Source organism: Paraburkholderia sp. NPDC080076 (genome assembly GCF_050281145.1).
Taxonomy (GTDB): domain Bacteria; phylum Pseudomonadota; class Gammaproteobacteria; order Burkholderiales; family Burkholderiaceae; genus Paraburkholderia.
Genome location: NZ_JBNNWQ010000015.1, coordinates 158796 through 180178, shown reverse-complemented (window position 1 = coordinate 180178; position 21383 = coordinate 158796). Strand labels below are relative to the sequence as shown.

Here is a 21383-nt window from a genome sequence, read left to right as displayed (position 1 = left end):
CCCACCCCTTCCCATCCCGAACAGGACCGTGAAACGACTCCACGCCGATGATAGTGCGGATTACCCGTGTGAAAGTAGGTAATCGTCAGGCTCCCTTGCAGCAAACAGAAACCCCACCCCAAAAAGGTGGGGTTTCTGCGTTTACGACGACGGAAAAACGCCCAAAGAACGAACGGGAAAACCGCCCTCAATCCCTCCCCATCCGCAGCGCGTTCGCGCTCGAGCGAGCGTGCAAGCGCCAAGAAACATCACTCATTCCCAGCGCGACGAAACAACAGGGGCGACGAACCAATCACCGCCGCCAGCCTCCTCGGGCGAATTCTATTTGTCTTGCGCGAGAAACCGCTGAGCCAGCCGTACCCAGTACGTCGAGCCGATCGGCAGCAGTTCGTCGTTGAAGTCATAGCTCGCGTTATGCAGCATGCACGGACCTGCGCCATGGCCTGAATCACGGTGCCCGCCGTCGCCATTACCCAAAAACGCGTAGCAGCCTGGTTTGGCAAGCAACATGAAAGAGAAGTCCTCTGCACCCATCGTCGGTTCAACGGCGTCGTCGACATTTTCCGCACCGACGATTTCCTTCATCACTGTCGCCGCAAAGCGTGCTTCTTCGCTGCTGTTGATCGTCGGCGGGTAGTTTCGGTGGAACTGAATATCGACCGAGCAATCGTAGGCTTCGGCCGTGCTCTCCGCGATTTTGCGCATGCGCGCTTCGATCAGATCAAGCGTATCGGTCGTAAACGTCCGCACCGTGCCGGCGATCCACGCGTTGTTCGGAACGACATTGACTGCGTCGCCGGCGTGAATCTGGGTGATCGACAACACTGCTGTGTCGAGCGGCTTCTTGTTCCGCGTGATGATGCTCTGCAGTCCGTTCGCAATCTGCACCGCAGTGAAGACGGGATCGCGGCCGTTGTGCGGTAGCGCGGCGTGCGAACCCACGCCCTTGATTTCAATGTGAAATTCGTTGCTCGACGCCATGATCGGACCTTCGGTCACGCCGAACTGTCCCGCCGGCATGCCCGGCCAGTTATGGATGCCGAACACCGCATCGACCGGAAATTTCACGAACAAGCCGTCGTCGATCATGGCCTGCGCACCAGCGCCCCCTTCTTCGGCGGGCTGGAAAATGAACACGATCGTGCCATCAAATTCGCCGTGTTTGACCAGGTGCCGCGCGGCACCGAGAAGCATCGCCGTATGTCCGTCATGGCCGCACGCGTGCATCTTGCCGTCGTTTTTCGACCGATGGTCGAAGCTGTTCATCTCCTGTATCGGCAGCGCATCCATGTCGGCCCGTAGGCCAATGGAGCGCGAACCATTGCCGCGTTTCAATACGCCGACGACGCCGGTTTTGCCCAACCCACGATGAGTTTCGATACCCCAGGACTCGAGGGTTCGTGCCACCAGATCGGCCGTCGCCGTTTCTTCGTAACGCAGTTCTGGGTGGGCGTGGATGGTTCGTCGAAGGGTCTGAATTTCGCCGTGAGCGGCTTGAATTTCGGGGATCAGTTTCATGATGTAGTGGTGACGCGTCTGTGCTTTGGCTTGCGTGGAATCGCTCGGGGCCCCATTGGCCCGGGCACGGTAATAACCGATTCTACGCCGAAGGCCTTTTTGGCGGCACCACGCAGGCCAAGCAGCAATTGCCGTAATAGAATCCCGCATTGCTCCACCGCTCACCGCCCCATTGAACGGATCGCCGATGAATGCTCCGACTGAACTCGCCCGCGCCGTATGCCCGCATGACTGCCCCGACACCTGTGCGATGCATGTGACGGTCGAGGCCGGGCGCGCGATCAAGGTCGTCGCTGATCCCGAGCATCCGCCGACGCAAGGCGCGCTGTGCACGAAGGTCAGCCGCTATGCGGAGCGTGTGCATCATCCACAAAGATTGACGATGCCGATGAAGCGCGTCGGCCGTAAAGGCGAGGGCCGCTTTGAGCCGATCAGCTGGGACGAGGCGTTCCAGCTCGCTGCCCGGCGGCTTTCGGAGATTGCGCGCCGCGCGCCGGAAGCGATCGTCCCCTACAGCTATGCCGGCACGATGGGCTTGATTCAGGGCGACAGCATTGCGCAGCGATTTTTTCACAAGCTTGGCGCATCGCAACTGGACCGTACGATCTGCGCGGCCGCGGGCGCCGCCGGGTTGAAGTACACCTATGGCGCGAACATTGGCATGCTCACCGAGTTTTTCGACGAGAGCGAAGTCATCCTCATCTGGGGCTCCAATCCCATCGCGTCGAACCTGCATTTCTGGACGCGTGCCCAACACGCCAAACGCCGCGGCGCACGGCTGATCGCGATCGATCCGTACCGCTCGCTGACCGCCGAAAAATGCCATCAGCATATTGCTCTGAAACCCGGCACCGACGGCGCCTTGGCGCTCGGCATGATGAATGTGTTGATCACGGAAAATCTGCTCGATCACGCGTACATCGAGGCCCATACACTAGGTTTTGAAAAGCTGAAGGCCCGCGCGCTCAGCTATCCGCCGTCGCGTGTCGCCGAAATTTGCGGCGTTGATGAGCACGTTATCGTCGATCTTGCGCGACTTTACGGTGGCACGAAAAAGGCTGCGATCCGCATGAACTACGGCCTGCAACGGGTGCGTGGCGGCGGCAATGCCGTGCGTGCCATCGCTTGCCTGCCGTCGTTGACGGGTGCATGGCGCGAGAGAGCGGGTGGCGTGCTGCTGTCTTCGGGCAGTTGGGCCCCGGTCGACTCGCATGCGTTGCAGCGTCCGGACCTGATGCCCGGGTGGCCGTCGAAAGTAAGCCGTGTCATCAATATGAATGCGATCGGCGACGCGTTGCTGCACCAGGGCGACGCCACGTTCGGCCCTAAAGTCGAAGCGATCGTCGTTTATAACTCGAATCCCGTGGCGGTCGCACCGGATTCCGAGCGAGTCGCCGCGGGTTTCGCGCGTGAAGATCTGTTCACCATCGTGCTAGAGCATTTCCAGACCGACACCGCCGACTACGCCGATCTGCTCCTGCCTGCGACGACCCAACTGGAACACCTCGACGTCCACAAGTCGTACGGTCATACGCACGTGATGGTCAACCTGCCGGCAATCGCACCCGTCGGCGACGCACTCCCGAACACAGAGATTTTTCGCGGATTTGCGCGCCATATGGGACTCGACGAACCGGCGCTGTTCGAGAGCGACGAGACCGTCGCGCAGGCCGCGTTCCGCTGGGAAGACAAGACGCTCGAAGGTGTGGACTGGCAGACGTTGAAGCAAAGTGGCTGGGCCCCGCTGAATCTGCCCGACGCGCCTTTCGCCGAAGGCGGTTTCCGAACGCCGTCCGGCAAATGCGAGTTCTACAGCGTGCGCCTCGCGCAGCAGGGACTCGACCCGCTCCCGGACTATCTGCCGCCTTACGAATCCGCCGACGGCGCACCGGAACTCGCCGCCCGCTACCCGCTTGCCATGATCTCGCCGCCGGCCCGCAACTTCCTGAACAGCACCTTCGTGAACATCGAAAGTCTGCGTTCGACGGAAGGGGAGCCGCATCTCGACATGCATCCGGCCGACGCACAAGTACGCGACATCGTCGACGGCGATCAGGTGCGCATCTTCAACGACCGCGGTTCGATGCAGGCGCGCGTACGCGTCACCGATAAAGCACGCGAAGGGCTCGTCGTCGGCCTGTCGATCTGGTGGAAGAAGCTCGCGCCCGACGGCCGCAACGCCAATCAACTCACCAGCCAGGCGCTCACCGACCTGGGCGGATCGGCAACTTTCTACGACTGCCTGGTCGAAGTCGAGCGCGTCTGAAACCCGCTCAAGCATCCCGCAACGCTCGTCTTTCACGGGTTCGAGGCTGCAGTCTAACCAAGCCGCTTTTCGCGAATAGCAACGGGGTGCCCATGCTACGATGCGTTTTTAGCACGACCATTCGAAAATAAAGGAGGAGACGCTGCATGGACAAAATCTGGCTGAAATCTTATCCGCCCGGCGTTCCCGCAGAGATCGACCCGAGCCGCTATTCGTCGGTGGGAGAACTGCTCGAAGAAGCCTTCCGCGACCACCGCGCCAAACCGGCATTCGTCTGCATGGGCAAGGAGATCAGCTACGGCGAGCTCGACGCGCTTTCGCGCAAGCTCGCTGCGTGGTTTCAGTCCAAGGGCCTTGTTCGCGGCGCGCGCATCGCGATCATGATGCCGAACGTGCTGCAGTATCCGGTGGCGATTGCAGCCATTTTGCGCGCGGGCTATGTGGTCGTGAACGTGAACCCGCTTTATACCCCGCGCGAGCTCGAGCATCAGCTCAAGGACAGCGGCGCCGAAGCGATCATTCTGCTCGAGAACTTTGCGGTCACGCTGCAGGCGATCGTACGCAACACCTCGATCAAGCATGTCGTCGTGGCCGCAATGGGCGACCTGATGGGGATCAAGGGCACGCTGGTGAATTTCGTCGTGCGCAAGGTGAAGAAGATGGTGCCGGCCTGGAGTCTGCCGGGGCACGTCAAATTCAACACCGCGATCGCGGAAGGCGCGCGCCAGAATTTCAAGCCGGTCCAGCAAGGACCTGAAGACGTCGCTTTTTTGCAGTACACCGGTGGAACGACGGGCGTGGCCAAGGGCGCGACGCTGCTGCATCGGAACCTGATCGCCAATGTGCTGCAGTCGGAGATTTGGCTCGATCCGGTTCGCGCAAATCGCACGGATCTCGATCAGTTCGTCACCGTCGTCGCGTTGCCGCTGTATCACGTGTTCGCGCTGACCGTGTGCGGACTGCTGACAATCCGTACCGGCGGCCTCGGCGTGCTCATTCCGAATCCGCGTGACATTCCCGGCATGATCAAAGCGCTGGAAGGCTATCCGATCACGACGATTCCCGCCGTCAACACGCTGTACAACGCGTTGTTGAATAGCCCGGATTTCCACAAGCTCGATTTTTCGAAGCTGATCGCCGCGAACGGCGGCGGTATGGCGGTGCAGGAAGCCGTCGCCAAGCGCTGGTACGAGCAGACGCATACGCCGATCATCGAAGGATACGGGTTGTCGGAAACGTCGCCGTGCGTGACCTGTAATCCGGTCACCGTCACCGAATACAGCGGGACGATCGGCTTGCCGTTGCCGTCGACAGAAATCTCGATTCGTGACGACGAAGGCAACGAAGTGCCGCTCGGCCAGCCGGGCGAAATTTGCATCCGCGGCCCGCAGGTGATGGCGGGCTACTGGAACCGTCCCGACGAAACCGCGAAAGTGATGACGCCGGACGGCTTCTTCAAATCAGGCGATGTCGGCTTCATGAACGACGGCGGTTTCGTCAAGATCGTCGACCGTAAGAAGGACATGATTCTGGTGTCCGGTTTCAACGTCTATCCGAATGAAATCGAAGACGTGGTCGCCAAGCTCCCGGGCGTGTTCGAAGTCGCGGCGGTGGGCGTGCCGGACCAGCATTCGGGCGAAGCCGTAAAGCTGTTCGTCGTGAAGAAGGACCAGGCGCTCACCGATGCCGACATCTTCGCGTACTGCAAGCAGCAGCTGACCGGGTACAAGCGGCCGAAAATCGTCGAATTCCGCACTGAACTGCCGAAGAGCAACGTCGGCAAGATTCTGCGCCGCGAGTTGCGCGACGGGCGGGCATAGGCGGATCACACGCTGATCACGGACGAAGCCGTCACGAAGTAGCGAGTAAGCGAAAAAGGCCCAGCAGACGAAAGTCTGCCGGGCCTTTTCTTTTCGGCCACCGCGAAAACCCGCCGACAGCGCGCGCCATAAAAAAAGGCGCCCGAAGGCGCCTTTGAGGCAAACTGCTTTTTTACGACTTATTAGAACTTGTGACGGATACCGACGCGAGCCGTGAACTGGTTCTGGTTCGACGAACCGGTCAGGCCGTTGATGCCTGCCGTTGCGTCGACCACAGCGCCACCAGCGGTGACCGTGTCGCCCAGAGCGTGTTGGTACACACCCGTCACGTATACGTCGGTACGCTTGGACAGGAAGTAGTCCACGCCAATCGCGCCTTGGTGGTACTGAGCGCGCGAATTGCCGTTGATTTCTGCGCCGCGCGTGTAGTCATACGCTGCGCCGACCAGCAACGCCGGGGTCAACTGATACTTGAAGTTGACTTCCGCGTTGTTGAACGTAGCCGACTGGCCCTTGAACGGCGATGCGAACGAAGCGCCGAGGTTGCCGAAGCGGATGTTCGAGTACGTCAGGCCAACCGTTGCTGCGCCGAACGTGTATGCGCCGCCTGCACCGATCACCTGGTACGTGTTAGCCGACGAGAAGCCAGCGTAGACCGGCGACGTCACAGCAGCAGCCGGTGCTGCAGCCGTGCCGCCGTTGTTGAACAGGCCACCCGAAGCTGCCGGGCTGCGTGCGTTCAAGTAACCAACGCCCAAGACGAGGGGACCGTTGTTGTAGCCAGCGCCCAACGACCAGATCTGGTTCGACGTGACGTTGCCGGCGATGCCGCCGAAGCTGTACGTGCCGCCGAACGTCAGGCCGCCGTAGTTTGCGCTCGTGTACTTGACCGTGTTGTTGGTGCGGTACGCGTTGTTGAAGTTGTCGATGTCGCCCGGGTGAGCAGCGATGTAGCCGCCCCACTGGTCGCCTGCTTCCAGCGGACCGACGTAGTCGACGACGGAGTCGTACTGACGACCCAGCGTGACCGTACCGAACTGGCTCGACAGGCCGACGTAAGCTTGACGACCGAACATCAGGCCGCCTTGACCCAGCTTGCCGTTGTTCACGTCAAAGCCGTTTTCCAACACGAAGATTGCCTTCAGACCGCCGCCCAGATCTTCCGTGCCGCGCAGGCCGAAACGCGAACCTTGCAGAACGCCGCTGGACAGGTTGTACAGGTGCTTGCCACCCGAGTTGGTGTTGATGTTGAAGCCTTCGTCAATGATACCGTACAGGGTCACGCTGCTCTGAGCATGTGCGACGCCTGCGAATGCGCCCAGTGCTGCGAGAGCGAGAAGCGACTTTTTCATCGAATGATCTCCAAGGATTACGAATCTTTTGTACAAGGCGGAATATTTATCTAGCGTTGAGGCCTTGCTTGTCCAACTTCGCGAGAAGTTGCACGTAATGTAACAAAAGGCATACATGGCACAAAGAAAAAGGAGCGGGGCGGGAACGCTCCTGTTTCGTTTACGCAACATGGTCTAGAATCGGAGATTGGCCGCTCGAGTCATGCGGTTTGAAGGTTTCCGTGAAGCCGGATTTGCGCCGCAAAGCCTTGTTGAGCGGCCTTGGCGGATCGGTGAGGCGGCTGTCGAATGAGGGAGTGCTGAATGTTTCTGGACGAGTTGATTAGCGAGTTTGATCGGGGTTTACGCTCAATGACCGGCGTGTCGCGGATGAGTCGTCCGTTGCCGGTTCCGCAAGAATCTACGGTGACGGAACCGGCGCCCGAACTCTCACCGGCGGAGCGTGCGCACGCGGCTGGATTGATGCGCGTGAACCACGTCGGCGAGGTTTGCGCCCAGGCGCTCTATCAGGCTCAGAAACTCGCAACCAAATCGCCTTCCTTGCGGGCTGTGTTCAATCGCGCCGCGATCGAGGAAGAAGATCATCTCGCGTGGACTTCCAAACGTCTCGAAGCGCTCGACTCGCGTCCCAGTCTGTTGAATCCGCTCTGGTACACCGGCGCGCTCGCAATCGGCCTCGCGGCAGGGCGTATGGGCGACCGCGTCAGCCTCGGCTTTATGGCCGAAACCGAGCGCCAGGTGGAGCAGCATCTCGACAGTCATCTGGACGAGTTGCCGGCCGCCGACCACGAGTCGCGTGCGATCGTCGAACAGATGCGCGTGGACGAAGCAGAACATGGCAAGGCGGCGATGGAGGCCGGCGGGCTCGAACTGCCGTTTCCCGCGCGCGCATTGATGCGCGCCGTGTCGAAAGTCATGACGCGCACCGCCTATTACATATAAGTCAAAGTCCGCCGTTCACGCACCTCTCGAAAGTGGGACGGTGCCTCGCGCGCCGTCCGCCCGAAGTACCCGGAAACGCCATCCCACACCTGCCGATCCCGCTTAACGATCTCTTTCATTCCACGCCTTTCCCCCGCACTTTTCACGTAACACCTTCACAAGTTGCACTAGCTCATTCATTTATAACGGTTTTCCGTTTTATGCCTGACGTGAAGGAGTCGCGCTAAGTCCTTGTTCTAACAAACAAAATTCGCCGGAAAAGCACGCATCTCCCTTGACCCCTGTTTAGCGTTCCTCTAAAGTGGGAGACAGTGTGAGAAAGTGTATTTTTGTGTGATCTCACAAACGGTTTCGGGTAGATTTTCACGGATCGGGTAGCCGGCGCAAAAGCGCCGCAGGGGAGAGCGAAGTGTTCCAAGGGGCGTCGGCGCTGACGCTCGATGCGAAAGGGCGGATGTCTATTCCCTCTCGATATCGGGATGCGCTGCAGACACAGGCAGAGGGCCGGGTGACGATCACCAAGCACCCGGACGGCTGCCTGTTGCTCTTTCCGCGCCCGGAGTGGGAGATCTTTCGCGACAAGGTCGACAAGCTGCCTATGAACGCGACCTGGTGGAAGCGCATTTTTCTCGGCAACGCAATGGACGTTGAAATGGACGGCGCAGGGCGCGTGCTCGTGTCGCCGGAATTGCGCACGGCTGGTGGGCTGGAAAAAGAAGTGACCTTGCTCGGCATGGGTCGTCACTTCGAGTTGTGGGATGCACAAACATACGCCGCGAAGGAACAGGCGGCAATGGCCGAGGGCATGCCCGACGCGTTAAAAGATTTCACGTTCTGATCGCGGTTTACATATATGGCACCTGCGATGGGAAACGAATTGCAGCATCGCACGGTGCTGTTGGAAGAAGCGGTTCAAGCGCTGGTCACACGCGCGGACGGCGTGTATGTGGACGGCACGTTCGGGCGCGGCGGTCATAGCCGCCTGGTGCTGGAGAAGCTGGCTGAGTCGGGGCGTCTGATCGCTTTCGACAAAGACCCGCTCGCCATCGCCACGGCGCAGCAGATTGCCGATCCGCGCTTTGGCATCGTGCACGAGAGTTTTGCTTCACTGCGCACCGCGATTGCGGAGCGCGGCGTAGGACGGGTGTCGGGTGTTTTGCTGGATCTGGGCGTGTCGTCGCCGCAAGTCGACGATCCGGAGCGGGGCTTCAGCTTCCGCGCCGACGGCCCGCTCGACATGCGGATGGACCCGACGCGCGGCGAATCCGCGGCTGACTGGCTGGCGCGGGCCACGGTGCAGGAATTGACGGAGGTGATACGAGATTATGGGGAAGAACGGTTTGCTTTTCAGATTGCAAAGGCGCTTGTTGCTCGCCGGGCAGAGTCCGACCGTCTTGGGCCTCTCGTCAGCACGGGCGAGCTTGCCCAAATCGTGGCTAACGTCGTCAAAACCCGTGAGAAGGGCAAGGATCCGGCAACCCGCACCTTTCAAGCTATACGGATTCACATCAATCAAGAGCTTGCGGAGCTGCAAGTCGTTTTAGAAGCAGCGTTGTCGCTGTTGGAGCAAGGGGGGCGGCTGGTGGTCATCAGCTTTCATTCGCTCGAGGACCGGATCGTCAAGCGATTCATGCAGGCGCACGCGAGTACGCCTGCGGTGGATCGCCGTCTGCCGATTCGCGCAGTCGATCTGCCGAGCCCTCCACTCAAAATCATCGGCCGTGTGTTCGCGAGCGACGCTGAAGTCGCCGCGAACCCGCGCGCCCGTTCTGCCGTGATGCGTGTGGCGGAGCGGATCGCACCATGAACCGCCTCAATATCTTCCTGCTGATCATCGTGATGGGCTGCGCCTTGTCTGTCGTCAACGCTACCAATCAGCAGCGTCAGATCTTCATCCAGTTGCAGCGCGCTCAATCGCAGGAGCGTCAGCTGCAGCAGGATTATTCGCAACTTCAATATCAGCAGAGTGCGCTGTCGAAAACGTCGCGCATCGAGAATATCGCCACTGATTCCCTGAAGATGCAATCGGTCACCACCGGCCGCACCCAGTACCTCACGCTCGATCCGGGCGCGGTGAAGGCCGAAGACGCACCGATTCCGACTTCCGGCCCGGCATCGGCGCCGGCGGCGACCCGTCGCGGAGGCGTGCGATGAAAAAATCATCGGCTCGCAAGAGCGTAGCTTTCTCGGCCAATCCGATCCTGTCGGTGCGCCTGCCGATGTGGCGTTCGAAACTCGTCGTGTTCCTGCTGTTCATGGCGTTCGTCGCGCTCACCGCGCGCGCGTTCTGGATCCAGGGCCCGGGCAACGCGTTCTATCAGAAGCAGGGTGAAATCCGCTATCAGCGCCGGCTCGAACTGCCGGCCACGCGCGGCAAGATTCTCGACCGCAACGGTCTCGTGCTCGCCACGAGTCTGCCGGTGCGCGCGATCTGGGCGATTCCCGAATCGGTGCCGGACGACCTCGGCGCGGACAAGCTGACTTCGCTCGGCAAGCTGCTCGGCATGACCAACAAGGAACTGCGCGCCAAGCTCTCGGAAGACAAGAACTTCGTCTACGTGAAGCGCCAGGTGCCGGTGGACGTGGCCGCGAGAGTCACCGCGCTGGACATCCCCGGCATCTACGCGCGCGACGAGTACAAGCGCTTCTATCCGGAAGGCGAGATCACGGCTCACCTGATCGGCTTCACCAATGTGGAAGACGAAGGCCAGGAAGGCGTCGAACTCGGCGACCAGAAGCTGCTCGCCGGCATGTCGGGCAGCCGCCGCGTGATCAAGGACCGTATGGGCCACATCATCGAGGACGTGGACGAGCAGGTCGTGCCACACAACGGCCAGGACGTGGATCTCTCGATCGACAGCAAGATTCAGTACATCGCCTATACGAACCTGAAGGCGGCAGTCGAGAAATTCAAGGCGAAGGCCGGCGCGGCGATGGTAATCGACGTGCGCACCGGTGAAGTGCTGGCGCTCGTCAATTACCCGACGTACAACCCGAACGACCGTTCACACCTGACCGGCGACCAGTTGCGCAACCGCATCCTGACCGACACGTTCGAGCCCGGCTCGATCATGAAGCCGTTCACGGTCTCGCTCGCGCTCGATCTGCACCGCGTCACGCCGACTACACTGGTTGATACAGGCGGCGGCCGCTTCGTGCTTGACGGTGCGCCGATTACCGACGACAGCGCGTTCGGCGTGCTGACGGTGGGCGGCGTGATCCAGAAGTCGAGCAACATCGGCGCGACGAAGATCGCCATGCAGCTCAAGCCCGAAGAGATGTGGAACATGTACACCAGCATCGGTCTCGGCCAGGCGCCGAAGGTCGGTTTCCCGGGCGCGGCGGCGGGCCGTTTGCGTCCGTGGAAGAGCTGGCGCCGCATCGAACAGGCGACCATGTCGTATGGCTATGGCCTGTCGGTGTCGCTGTTCCAGTTGGGCCGCGCTTACACCGCGATCGCGCATGACGGCGAGATCATGCCGGTGTCGATTTTCCGCACGCCTGGCGATCAGCCGGCCACCGGTCCGCAGATCTTCGCGCCGACCACCGCTCGCCAGGTGCGCGCCATGCTCGAAACCGTCACGGCGCCGGGCGGCACGTCGCCGGATGCGGCAGTGCCCGGCTATCGCGTCGGCGGCAAGAGCGGTACGGCATACAAGCACGGCGCGCACGGCTACGACCACTCCAAATATCGCGCTTCGTTCGTGGGCATGGCGCCGATGCCGAACCCGCGCATCGTCGTGGCCGTCTCGGTCGACGAACCGACGGCGGGCAGCCACTTCGGCGGTCAGGTGTCGGGCCCGGTGTTTTCGAGCATCGTCGGCGATACGCTGCGCTCGTTGAATGTGCCGCCGGACATGCCGGTCAAGCAAATGGTGGTGTCCGACGATTCGGCCCCGGCCGCACCGACCGCGCCCGCTACGCCTGCCACGGTCAAGAAGCTCTCCACCAGCGCCGGCGCGAAGAAGATGACGATTTCCGCGAACGCGAAAAGCCATCCGGGAGTCGTGCGATGAGCATGTTGCGGCAGAAGCATCCCGCGCAGCGGCAGATCGCCGACGCCCTCGCCTGGTTGCACGCCCGGGTGCAACCAAACGCGCATCTGCACGCCGACACGCGCTCGCTCGCGGCCGGCGACGCGTTTTTCGCCTATGCGGTGGACGGCGCTGACAACCGCCCGTTCATTGACGGCGCGATCGAACGCGGCGCCGCCGCCGTGCTGGTTCAGCCTGAAGGCTTCAGCGGCGCGATCGATCCGTCGAACACGCTGGCAGTGCCGGCGTTGAACGAACTCGCGGGTTCGATCGCGAGCGGCTGGTACAACGATCCGAGCGACGGCATGCTGACGGTCGGTATCACCGGCACGAACGGCAAGACCTCGTGCAGCCAGTGGATCTCGGCGGCGCTGACTGCGCTCGGCACGCGCTGCGCGATCATCGGCACGCTCGGCACCGGTTTGCCGGGCCACCTCGTGCACACCGGCTTCACCACGCCCGACGCACCGCAACTGCAACGCAGTCTCGCGCACTTGCGCGATGCGGGCGCGCAGGCGGTGGCGATGGAAGTGTCGTCGCACGCGCTGCATCAGGGGCGCGTGAACGGCACGGCGTTCGACATCGCCGTGTTCACGAATCTCACGCAGGACCATCTCGACTATCACCACACGTTCGAAGCCTACGAAGCCGCCAAGGCGCGTCTGTTCGCCTGGCCGGAACTACGCGCGGCCGTGATCAACCGCGACGATGCGGCGGGCCGTCGTTTGCTCGCCAGCACGCAAGGCCGTGCACGCACGATCGCTTATGGGCTAGACGACACGCTGCAAGACGCGCCGCAAGCCGACGCGTTGCTGCTCGCCTCGAATGTGCGCGCAACGGCAACGGGCACCGCATTCCATTTGAGCACTTCCGACTGGGGCTATGCCGACGTCGAAGTGCAAACGCTCGGCGCGTTCAACGTGAGCAATCTGCTCGGCGTGCTGGGCGCATTGCTCGCCGCCGACGTGCCGTTCGACGCCGCGCTGGCCGAACTGGCGAAGCTCGAGTCGGTGAACGGCCGCATGCAGCGTCTGGGCGGCCGCTTGCAGAACGACGAGCCGCTCGTCGTGATCGATTACGCGCACACGCCGGACGCACTGGAAAAGACGCTCGAAGCGCTGCGCCCGATGGCAACCGCGCGCGGCGGCGAACTGATCTGCATGTTCGGCTGCGGCGGCGACCGCGACGCGACCAAGCGTCCGCTGATGGGCGCGATCGCCGAGAAGATCGCCGACGGCGTCGTGGTGACCAGCGACAACCCGCGCAGCGAAGATCCGCAATCGATCATCGAGCAGATCGCGGCGGGCATGAAAGACGCCTCGAAGGCGCGCCGTATCGAGGACCGCGCGAGCGCGATCCTGCAAGCGATCCGCAGCGCCGCGCGCGAAGACGTCATCGTGCTGGCCGGCAAGGGGCACGAAGCAACACAGGAAATCATGGGCAAGAAACGCGCTTTCTCCGATCAGGACCACGCTCGCCTCGCGCTGGCCGCGCGCGCGACGCAAGCACGCGGAGGTGGCGAATGAGCATGTTCTCGCTGCGTGAAGCCGCCGCTTTGATCACGGGCGCAAGCGTGCTGGGTGACGACGGCGTCACGTTCGATCGCGTTTCCACCGACAGCCGCAGCGCCGGACCGGGCGATCTGTTTGTCGCGATCAAGGGCGACCGGTTCGACGCGCACGACTTCCTGCCGGACGTCGCCGCGCGCAACGTGAGCGCCGTGCTGGTCTCGCGCATGCCGCTAGACTGGAATGTTCCCGCGCTGAAAGTCACCGACACGCGCGTGGGTCTGGGCGCGCTCGCACGCGGTTGGCGTCGCAAGTTCAGCATGCCGCTCGTCGCCGTGACGGGCAGCAACGGCAAGACCACGGTCAAGGAAATGATCGCGTCGATCTTCGCCGCCGCGGTCGGCGCCGACGCGCGTCTGGCCACCGCGGGCAACTTCAACAACGACATCGGCTTGCCGCTCACCTTGTTCCGTTTGCACGCCGCGCACCAACTGGCGGTAGTCGAACTCGGCATGAACCATCCGGGCGAAACCTCGGAGCTCGCGAAAATCGCCGAGCCGACGGTCGCGGTGGTGAACAACGCGCAGCGCGAGCATCAGGAATTCATGGCGACGGTCGAAGCCGTCGCGCTCGAACACGCCAGCGTGATTCACGCGCTGTCGCCGGAAGGCGTGGCCGTATTCCCCGCCGACGACGCCTACGCGAGCATCTGGCGCGTGGCCGCCACCGGCAGCCGCATCATGGACTTCGCGCTGAACTCCGCCGAGCGCACGACTGAAGCCGCGGTAAAAGGCACGTTTGACGGCAACGTCTTGAGCATCGCCACGCCTGAAGGGCAAGTCGAAGTCACGCTGAAAGTGCTCGGCGAGCACAATGCGCACAACGCGCTGGCCGCAACATCGGCCGCTTTGGCCGCGGGCGTTTCGCTCGACGCGATCAAGCGCGGTCTCGAATCGTTCGGCGCCGTGAAAGGCCGCTTGCAGGTGAAGCAGGCCGTGCTCGGCACGCTCGCCGGCGCCACCGTGATCGACGACACCTACAACGCCAACCCCGATTCGATGCGCGCCGCGATCGACGTGCTCGCCTCACGCGCCGCGCCGCGCGTGCTGGTGATGGGCGACATGGGCGAAGTCGGCGACAACGGTCCGGCGTTTCACCGCGAAATCGGAGCTTACGCCAAGGAACGCGGTATCGACGCGCTGTACGCCATGGGCGACGCCTCGCGCGACGCTTGCACCGCGTACGGCGCCAACGCGCATCACGTCGCCGATATCGGCACGCTGGTCGCGCAATTGCAGCAGGCCGGTTTCGGTCCTGCCGCAACGCTTCTCGTGAAAGGCTCGCGCTTCATGCAGATGGAGCGCGTGGTGGACGCCGTAACGAGTCCACAACCCAACGCTGCGGGCAGTACGCCCGCAGCACATTGAAATAGAAGGACCGAAGCATGCTACTGGCGCTGGCGCAATGGCTGCAGAATGACGCAAGCTTCTTGCGCGTGTTCAGTTATCTGACTTTCCGTGCGGTGATGGCGACCATCACCGCGCTGCTGATCGGGCTCGTCTGCGGCCCGGCGGTGATTCGCAAGCTGACCGCCATGAAGGTCGGTCAGGCCGTTCGTAAAGACGGTCCGCAAACTCACCTCGTCAAATCCGGCACGCCGACCATGGGCGGCGTGCTGATTCTGCTCGGCATTGCCGTGGCCACGCTGTTGTGGGCCGATCTGACCAATCGCTTCATCTGGATCGTAATGCTCGTCACGTTCGGTTTCGGTGTGATCGGCTGGGTCGACGATTACCGCAAGGTGGTCTACAAGGATCCGCGCGGCATGTCGTCGCGCGAAAAGTATTTCTGGCAGTCGGTGATCGGTCTGTTCGCAGCCGTGTATCTCGCGTTCAGTGTGTCCGAAGCGAGCAATGTGCGCGTGTTCGACCTGTTCATGGCGTGGGTGCGCAGCGGCCTCTCGATGGGCCTGCCGGCGCGCGCCGACCTGATGCTGCCGTTCGTCAAATCGATCAGCTATCCGCTCGGCGTGTGGGGCTTCATCGTGCTGACGTATCTGGTGATCGTCGGCGCGAGCAACGCGGTCAACCTCACCGACGGCCTCGACGGTCTCGTGATCATGCCGGTCGTGCTGGTCGGCGCGTCGCTCGGTGTGTTCGCGTATGTGATGGGCAGCTCGGTCTACTCGAAGTATCTGTTGTTTCCGCATATCGCCGGCGCGGGCGAACTGCTGATCTTCTGTTCGGCGATGGGCGGGGCAGGGCTCGCGTTCCTCTGGTTCAACACGCATCCGGCGCAGATGTTCATGGGCGACGTCGGCGCGCTCGCGCTCGGCGGCGCGCTCGGCACGGTGGCGGTGATCGTGCGCCAGGAAATCGTGCTCTTCATCATGGGCGGCATTTTCGTCGCGGAGACGCTCTCCGTGATGTTGCAAGTGACGTGGTTCAAATTCACCAAGCGCCGTTTCGGCGAAGGGCGGCGTCTCTTCAAGATGGCGCCGCTGCATCACCATTTCGAATTGTCGGGGTGGAAGGAAACGCAGGTGGTCGTGCGCTTCTGGATCATCACGTTGATGTTGTGTCTCTTTGGTTTGTCCACGCTCAAGTTGCGTTAAGCAGGTTTTAGGGGAAGCAGGCGATGTTCGGCGAGAAGTTTCGGGATCGGCAAAAGCCGATGGTGCTCGTGCTGGGACTGGGTGAATCCGGTCTCGCCATGGCGCGCTGGTGCGCGCGGCACGGCTGTCGACTGCGTGTGGCCGATACGCGTGAAGTGCCGCCGAACCTGCCCGCGCTGGAAGCGCACGGCATCGACGCCGCATTCGTTGGTGGCCCGTTTTCGACGGCGCTGCTCGAAGGCGTAGAACTCGTCGCCATCAGCCCCGGTTTGTCGCCGCTGGCTGCTGACCTGTTGCCGCTGATCTCGGCTGCGCGCGAACAGGGCATCCCCGTGTGGGGCGAACTCGAACTCTTCTCGCAGGCGTTGAAGACGCTCGGCGAAAGCGGCTACGCGCCGAAGGTGATCGCGATTACCGGCACCAACGGCAAGACCACGACCACGAGCCTGACCGGCCTGCTGTGCGAACGCGCCGGCAAGAAGGTCGCGGTGGCCGGCAACATCAGCCCGGCGCTGCTCGACAAACTCTCGGAAGCGATCGACAACACCGCATTGCCCGACGTGTGGGTGCTGGAGCTGTCGAGCTTCCAGTTGGAAACCGCGCATACGTTTACGCCGGATGCGGCAGTCGTGCTGAACATCACCCAGGATCACCTGGACTGGCACGGCGGTCTCGACGCGTATGCCACCGCGAAGGGCCGCATCTTTGGTGCACAGACCGTGCGCGTGCTGAATCGCGATGACTCGCGCGTCATGAAGCTCGCGCCTTCGGAAGACAGCGAAGCCGAGATGGTCACATTCGGCGTCACCGAGCCGAAGAACGACGGCGACTACGGTCTGCTGCGCGACAACGGCATGATCTGGCTCGTAGAGGCGCACGATCGCGACGCGAGCGACGAACCGGTGCCGAAGCGCCGTCGCAAGAACGAAGTGGTGACGCCGCCGAACATCGCGCTAAAACGCCTGATGCCCGCGGACGCCTTGCGTATTCGCGGTCTGCACAACGCCGCCAATGCGCTCGCCGCTTATGCACTCGCGCGCGCGATCGGCCTGCCGGGCGCGCCGCTTCTGCACGGCCTGCGCGAATATCACGGCGAGCCGCATCGCGTGGAATTAATCGCGTCGATCGACGGTATCGACTATGTGGACGACAGCAAGGGCACCAATGTCGGCGCGACGGTGGCCGCGCTCGACGGCCTTGCGCAGCGCATCGTGCTGATCGCCGGCGGCGACGGCAAGGGCCAGGATTTCGAACCGCTCGCCGCGCCGGTCATGCGCTGGTGCCGCGCGGTGATGCTGATCGGCCGCGACGCGCCGCAGATCCGCGCCGCGCTGGAAGACACCGGCATCGCCATGACGGATCACGCCACGCTCGAAGAAGCCACGCGCGCCGCAACCGCGCTCGCGGAGCCGGGCGACGCCGTGTTGTTGTCGCCGGCTTGCGCGAGCTTCGACATGTTCAAGGGTTACGCGCACCGCGCCGCGGTATTCCGCAGCACGGTGGAAGACATCGCGGCCGAACGGGGGACGATGATATGAGCTGGTCGGAACGTTTCGGTTCGCGTCAAGCCGCCGCCGGCGACGCGGGTGGTTCGGGCGGTGCGGCTCGCGTCGGCCGCACGGGCGGCAGTGGGCTCGCAAGCGCCGTCAACGGCGTGCGTCCGTTGCGCTCGCGCATGCTCGACTACGATCACTCGCTGCTGTGGGTGGTCGTCGCGCTGCTCGGTCTCGGCGTCGTGATGGTGTATTCGGCGTCGATCGCCATGCCCGATTCGCCGAAGTACGCGTCCTATCGCGACTACGCGTTTCTCGTGCGCCAGATCATCTTCGTGGTGATGGGCTCGGTGATCGGCGTCGTGTCGTTCCGCATTCCGATCGCGACGTGGGACAAGTACGCGCCGAAGCTGTTTCTGATTTCGCTGGTCGCGCTGGTGATCGTGCTGATTCCGCACGTCGGCAAGGGCGTGAACGGCGCGCGCCGCTGGATTCCGCTCGGCATCACGAACATGCAGCCGTCGGAAATCATGAAGCTCGCCGTGACGATTTACGCGGCGAACTACACGGTGCGCAAGCAGGAATACATGCACAGCTTCGCCAAAGGCTTTTTGCCGATGGCGGTGGCGGTGGGTCTCGTCGGCGCGTTGCTGCTGCTCGAACCGGACATGGGCGCGTTCATGGTGATCGCGGCGATCGCGATGGGCGTGCTGTTTCTCGGCGGCGTGAACGGCAAGCTGTTCGGCGGCCTGGTGGCAACCGCGGTCGGCACATTCAGTTTGCTGGTGTGGGCGTCGCCGTGGCGTCGTGAACGGATTTTCGCGTATCTCGATCCGTGGGACGACCGTTACGCGCAGGGCAAGGCTTATCAATTGACGCACTCGCTGATCGCGTTCGGCCGCGGCGAGTGGTTCGGCGTGGGCCTCGGCGGCAGCGTCGAGAAGCTCAACTATCTGCCGGAAGCGCATACCGACTTCATCCTCGCGGTGATCGGCGAGGAACTGGGTTTTATCGGCGTGCTGGTGGTGATCCTGATGTTCTACTGGATCGTGCGCCGCTCGTTCGAGATCGGCCGTCAGGCGCTCGCACTCGATCGCACGTTCGCGGGCCTGGTCGCGAAGGGCGTCGGCATCTGGTTCGGCGCGCAGACCTTCATCAACATGGGCGTGAACCTCGGCTTGCTGCCGACCAAGGGTCTCACGTTGCCGCTCGTCAGTTATGGCGGCTCGGGCATTGTGCTGAACTGCGTCGCGGTTGCGGTGTTGATGCGCGTCGATTACGAGAACCGGGTGTTGATGCGCGGAGGGAAAGTATGACCGCTCTGCCGCAACGCACGCTGATGGTGATGGCCGGAGGCACCGGGGGACACGTGTTCCCTGGGCTCGCGGTCGCTCATCTGATGCAGGCGTGGGGCTGGAAGGTCGTATGGCTCGGCAATCCCGCGGGCATGGAAGCGACGCTGGTGCCGAAGCACGGCATCCCAATGGAATACGTGCGCTTCGGCGGACTGCGCGGCAAGGGCATGAAAACCAAGCTGATGCTGCCGCTGAATCTGCTGCGTGCCTGCACGCAAAGCCTCTCCGTGCTGCGTCGCGTGAAGCCGGACGTCGTGCTCGGCATGGGCGGCTACATCACGTTTCCGGCCGGCTTGATGACCGCATTGAGCGGCCGTCCGCTGGTGCTGCATGAACAGAATTCGATTGCCGGTCTCGCGAACAAGGTGCTCGCGAAAGTTGCCAAGCGTGTGCTGGTTGCGTTCCCGAATGCATTGCCGCACGGCGAATGGACGGGAAATCCGATTCGTGAGGAACTTGCGCGCGCAATTGCACCCAAAACACGCTACGCGCAACGCAGCGGTCCGTTGAATGTGCTGGTCGTGGGCGGCAGTCTGGGCGCGACGGCATTGAATGAAGTTGTGCCGCGCGCGGTGGCGTTGCTCGCGCCGAACGAACGGCCGCGCATCGTGCATCAGGCGGGCGCGAAGCACATCGAGGCGCTGCGCGAGAACTACGCGGCAGCCGGTTTGCAAGCGGGCGCCGGCGTCGAACTCGTACCGTTCATCGACGACATGACGAGCGCCTACGCGAACGCGGACCTGGTGATTTGCCGGTCCGGCGCGATGACGGTGTCCGAGATTTCAGCAGTAGGCGTGGCGGCGTTCTTCGTGCCGTTCCCGTATGCAGTAGACGATCACCAAACCACTAATGCAGCGTTCCTCGCCGACAACGGCGCGGCGCTGGTCGTGCAGCAACGCGATCTGTCGGCGGAAACCCTCGCTGACTGGTTGCGCAGCCAGACGCGAGAAACCCTCGCGGAGATGGCGGAGCGTTCGCGCTCGCTCGCGAAACCCGACGCCACGGAACAGGTCGCGCAGATTTGCGCGACCGTGGCGGGTTCGATTTCGGGCGCGAGCCCAGAAGGAAAGCAATGAAACACATCGTCAAACATATTCACTTTGTCGGCATCGGTGGTGTCGGCATGAGCGGCATCGCGGAGGTGCTGGTCAACCTCGGCTATCAGGTGAGCGGCTCGGATCTCACGAGCAACGCGATCACGGATCGCCTCGCCGCACTCGGTGCGCGGATCGCGATCGGTCACGCGGCGGAGAACATCGAAGGCGCGAACGCGGTGGTCGTCTCCACGGCGGTGCGCAGCGACAATCCGGAAGTGCTGGCCGCGCGTCATCGCCGCATTCCGATCGTGCCGCGCGCGGTGATGCTCGCGGAACTGATGCGCCTGAAGCAGGGCATCGCAATTGCCGGCACGCACGGCAAGACCACGACCACTTCGCTGGTGGCGAGCGTGCTCGCGGCGGGCGGTCTCGATCCGACCTTCGTGATCGGCGGCCGGCTGATCAGCGCGGGCGCGAATGCGCGGCTCGGCACAGGCGACTTCATCGTCGCGGAAGCCGACGAGTCGGATGCGTCGTTCCTGAATCTGTTCCCGGTGATCGAAGTCATCACGAACATCGACGCCGATCACATGGACACCTACGGCCATGACTTCGCGCGGCTCAAGCAGGCGTTCATCGAATTCACGCACCGTCTGCCGTTTTACGGTATCGCGGTGCTGTGCGTCGACGATCCGAACGTGAAGGAAATTCTGCCGTTCGTGTCGAAGCCGATCATCCGCTACGGCTTCGCGCCGGATGCGCAGGTGCGCGCGGTCAACGTACAGGCGCGCGACGGCAAGATGCATTTCACCGCCATGCGCGAAGACGCGGCGCCGATCGACATCGTTTTGAACCTGCCGGGCGAGCACAACGTGCAGAACGCTTTGGCCGCAATTGCAATTGCGACTGAACTTGAAGTGAAAGATGCCGATATCCAGCGAGCGCTGGCGGATTTCAACGGCGTGGGCCGACGCTTCCAGCGCTACGGCGAAGTGCCTGTCGTAAGCGAAGGCAAAGCGAGCGGCGCCTACACGCTGGTCGACGACTACGGTCATCACCCGGTCGAAATGGCGGCCACGGTGGCGGCGGCGCGCGGCGCATTTCCGGGCCGGCGTCTGGTGCTGGCGTTCCAGCCGCACCGCTTCACGCGTACGCGTGATTGCTTCGAGGATTTTGTGAAAGTGCTGTCGACCGTCGACGCGCTCGTGCTGACCGAAGTCTATTCGGCCGGTGAAGCGCCGATCGTCGCCGCGGACGGCCGCGCCTTGGCGCGTGCGCTGCGTGTGGCGGGCAAGGTCGAGCCGGTGTTTGTCGATACGGTGGATGAAGTGCCGGACGCGCTCTCAGCAGTGGTGCGCGACGGCGATGTGGTGATCACGATGGGCGCGGGTTCGATCGGCGGTGTGCCGGGTCGCCTCGCGCAGGAAACGAAGGTGTGAGCGAA

General features: G+C 62.7%; 16 protein-coding genes and 1 rRNA gene. 15 read left to right on the top strand and 2 right to left on the bottom strand.

Annotated features, from left to right (window positions below; all coding sequences use genetic code 11):
* Positions 1-91: ribosomal RNA gene (gene rrf / locus ACQKRQ_RS38655) — 5S ribosomal RNA — on the top strand; the annotation flags it as partial.
* Between the two features lie 230 nt (positions 92-321).
* On the opposite strand, the gene ACQKRQ_RS38650 is transcribed toward rrf, so the two are convergent.
* Positions 322-1518 (bottom strand): M20 aminoacylase family protein, encoded by a 1197-nt coding sequence (locus ACQKRQ_RS38650; RefSeq protein WP_132372902.1) that lies wholly within the window; start codon positions 1516-1518, stop codon positions 322-324.
* A 187-nt stretch (positions 1519-1705) separates the two neighbouring features.
* Here ACQKRQ_RS38650 and ACQKRQ_RS38645 point away from each other — a divergent pair, with 187 nt between their 5' ends.
* Positions 1706-3784, top strand: coding sequence for a molybdopterin-containing oxidoreductase family protein (locus ACQKRQ_RS38645; RefSeq protein WP_427482953.1), 2079 nt, complete (start codon positions 1706-1708; stop codon positions 3782-3784).
* A gap of 146 nt (positions 3785-3930) precedes the next feature.
* The gene (locus ACQKRQ_RS38640; RefSeq protein WP_408180843.1) at positions 3931-5604 is read left to right on the top strand and encodes a long-chain fatty acid--CoA ligase; all 1674 of its coding nucleotides are present in this window, start codon (positions 3931-3933) and stop codon (positions 5602-5604) included.
* Between the two features lie 182 nt (positions 5605-5786).
* Here ACQKRQ_RS38640 and ACQKRQ_RS38635 read toward each other — a convergent pair whose 3' ends face one another.
* On the bottom strand, positions 5787-6956 hold the full coding sequence (locus tag ACQKRQ_RS38635; protein ID WP_132372906.1) for a porin: 1170 nt from the start codon (positions 6954-6956) through the stop codon (positions 5787-5789).
* Between the two features lie 303 nt (positions 6957-7259).
* Here ACQKRQ_RS38635 and coq7 point away from each other — a divergent pair, with 303 nt between their 5' ends.
* The 12 genes from coq7 to murC all read left to right on the top strand — a co-directional run bounded on the left by coq7 (position 7260) and on the right by murC (position 21378).
* Positions 7260-7898, top strand: a complete 639-nt coding sequence (gene coq7, locus ACQKRQ_RS38630; RefSeq protein ID WP_132372908.1) for a 2-polyprenyl-3-methyl-6-methoxy-1,4-benzoquinone monooxygenase — start codon at positions 7260-7262, stop codon at positions 7896-7898.
* A gap of 409 nt (positions 7899-8307) precedes the next feature.
* On the top strand, positions 8308-8736 hold the full coding sequence (gene mraZ / locus ACQKRQ_RS38625; RefSeq protein WP_012434430.1) for a division/cell wall cluster transcriptional repressor MraZ: 429 nt from the start codon (positions 8308-8310) through the stop codon (positions 8734-8736).
* Positions 8737-8751: 15 nt separating this feature from the next.
* A complete protein-coding gene (gene rsmH, locus ACQKRQ_RS38620) occupies positions 8752-9705 on the top strand; it encodes a 16S rRNA (cytosine(1402)-N(4))-methyltransferase RsmH (protein ID WP_132372910.1) in 954 nt (317 codons plus the stop codon).
* Entirely contained in the window at positions 9702-10052 is a 351-nt protein-coding gene (gene ftsL / locus ACQKRQ_RS38615) for a cell division protein FtsL (RefSeq protein ID WP_132372912.1), read from the top strand. The genes rsmH and ftsL overlap by 4 nt, the downstream gene beginning before the upstream one ends.
* Positions 10049-11914, top strand: coding sequence for a peptidoglycan D,D-transpeptidase FtsI family protein (locus tag ACQKRQ_RS38610; protein WP_427482948.1), 1866 nt, complete (start codon positions 10049-10051; stop codon positions 11912-11914). Before ftsL ends, ACQKRQ_RS38610 begins: the two co-directional genes overlap by 4 nt.
* Positions 11911-13458 carry a UDP-N-acetylmuramoyl-L-alanyl-D-glutamate--2,6-diaminopimelate ligase gene (locus ACQKRQ_RS38605; RefSeq protein WP_427482947.1) on the top strand — a complete coding sequence of 516 codons (1548 nt, stop codon included), beginning with the start codon at positions 11911-11913 and terminating at the stop codon, positions 13456-13458. The genes ACQKRQ_RS38610 and ACQKRQ_RS38605 overlap by 4 nt, the downstream gene beginning before the upstream one ends.
* The gene (locus ACQKRQ_RS38600) at positions 13455-14867 is read left to right on the top strand and encodes a UDP-N-acetylmuramoyl-tripeptide--D-alanyl-D-alanine ligase (RefSeq protein WP_427482945.1); all 1413 of its coding nucleotides are present in this window, start codon (positions 13455-13457) and stop codon (positions 14865-14867) included. Before ACQKRQ_RS38605 ends, ACQKRQ_RS38600 begins: the two co-directional genes overlap by 4 nt.
* Positions 14868-14884: 17 nt before the next feature.
* Positions 14885-16054 carry a phospho-N-acetylmuramoyl-pentapeptide-transferase gene (gene mraY, locus ACQKRQ_RS38595; protein WP_095418165.1) on the top strand — a complete coding sequence of 390 codons (1170 nt, stop codon included), beginning with the start codon at positions 14885-14887 and terminating at the stop codon, positions 16052-16054.
* 23 nt (positions 16055-16077) lie between these two features.
* Positions 16078-17592 carry a UDP-N-acetylmuramoyl-L-alanine--D-glutamate ligase gene (gene murD / locus ACQKRQ_RS38590; protein ID WP_342960637.1) on the top strand — a complete coding sequence of 505 codons (1515 nt, stop codon included), beginning with the start codon at positions 16078-16080 and terminating at the stop codon, positions 17590-17592.
* Positions 17589-18863: a putative lipid II flippase FtsW gene (gene ftsW / locus ACQKRQ_RS38585; RefSeq protein ID WP_132372922.1), complete on the top strand. Its 1275-nt coding sequence runs from the start codon at positions 17589-17591 to the stop codon at positions 18861-18863. The genes murD and ftsW overlap by 4 nt, the downstream gene beginning before the upstream one ends.
* Complete coding sequence (gene murG, locus ACQKRQ_RS38580) at positions 18860-19978, top strand: undecaprenyldiphospho-muramoylpentapeptide beta-N-acetylglucosaminyltransferase (RefSeq protein ID WP_408318527.1); 1119 nt, start codon at positions 18860-18862, stop codon at positions 19976-19978. The genes ftsW and murG overlap by 4 nt, the downstream gene beginning before the upstream one ends.
* Positions 19975-21378 carry a UDP-N-acetylmuramate--L-alanine ligase gene (murC, locus tag ACQKRQ_RS38575; protein WP_408318529.1) on the top strand — a complete coding sequence of 468 codons (1404 nt, stop codon included), beginning with the start codon at positions 19975-19977 and terminating at the stop codon, positions 21376-21378. The genes murG and murC overlap by 4 nt, the downstream gene beginning before the upstream one ends.
* Positions 21379-21383 lie beyond the last annotated feature (5 nt).